The organism is Vibrio sp. 1978 (assembly GCF_033344345.1).
Genome location: NZ_JAWPOP010000303.1, coordinates 1 through 817, shown reverse-complemented (window position 1 = coordinate 817; position 817 = coordinate 1). Strand labels below are relative to the sequence as shown.

At 57.2% G+C, this 817-nt stretch carries 1 pseudogene; it reads left to right on the top strand.

Going from position 1 to position 817, the window contains the following annotated elements:
- Nucleotides 1–817 (top strand): annotated as a pseudogene (locus R8N49_RS26250) (RHS repeat-associated core domain-containing protein); the annotation flags it as partial.

Sequence of the window (817 nt, the reverse complement as noted above, 5' to 3'; positions counted from 1 at the left end):
CTGGTCTATCGGTACACGCCAGACTCGTTGATTTCAGCCATAGACGACAATCTCAGCTCATCAGTCAATCAGTCACTCGGTTATGACGCGGTTGGCCGCATCACCTCTGCTGAGGGGATCTATGGCGTTTTGGGCTATGGCTATGACGCCACCGGCAACAGGACCTCGATCACGACCGATGGCCTGAGCCAAAGCTACACCATCAACTACATGAACAACTGGTTGGTGAAGGCCGGGCAAACCTCCAGAAGCTATGACGCCAATGGCAACCTGACGAAGCAGGGGGCGGATACCTTCACCTATGACAGCCAGAACCGGCTGGTGGCCGCAACGGTCGCGGGAGTGACTGTAAGCTACACATACAACCATCTGGATCAGCGTGTAACCAAGACCCTAAACGGGCATACCCGGCTGCTGGTTTACGACCTGGCAGGAAACCTCATCGAGGAGCTGGACGCGGCCACTGGAGACGTGCTGGCGGAGTACATCTGGCTCGATGGGACACCCTTGGGCTTTGTTCAGTCAGGACAGACCTACCAAGTCCACGTCGATCACCTGGGCACCCCGAAGGCACTGACCGACGTCAGCGGCCAAGTCGTTTGGAAGGCGAGCTACAGCCCGTTCGGTAAGGCCAGCATCATCATCCAGGGGCCAACCTTCAACCTGCGATTCCCAGGACAGTATTACGACGCGGAGACCGGGTTCCACTACAACTGGCGGCGTTACTACGACCCAGCGACCGGGCGGTAAATTTCCAGCGACCCTCTTGGCCTGATCGATGGAGTAAACACCTACGGGTATGTGCATGGAAACCCTA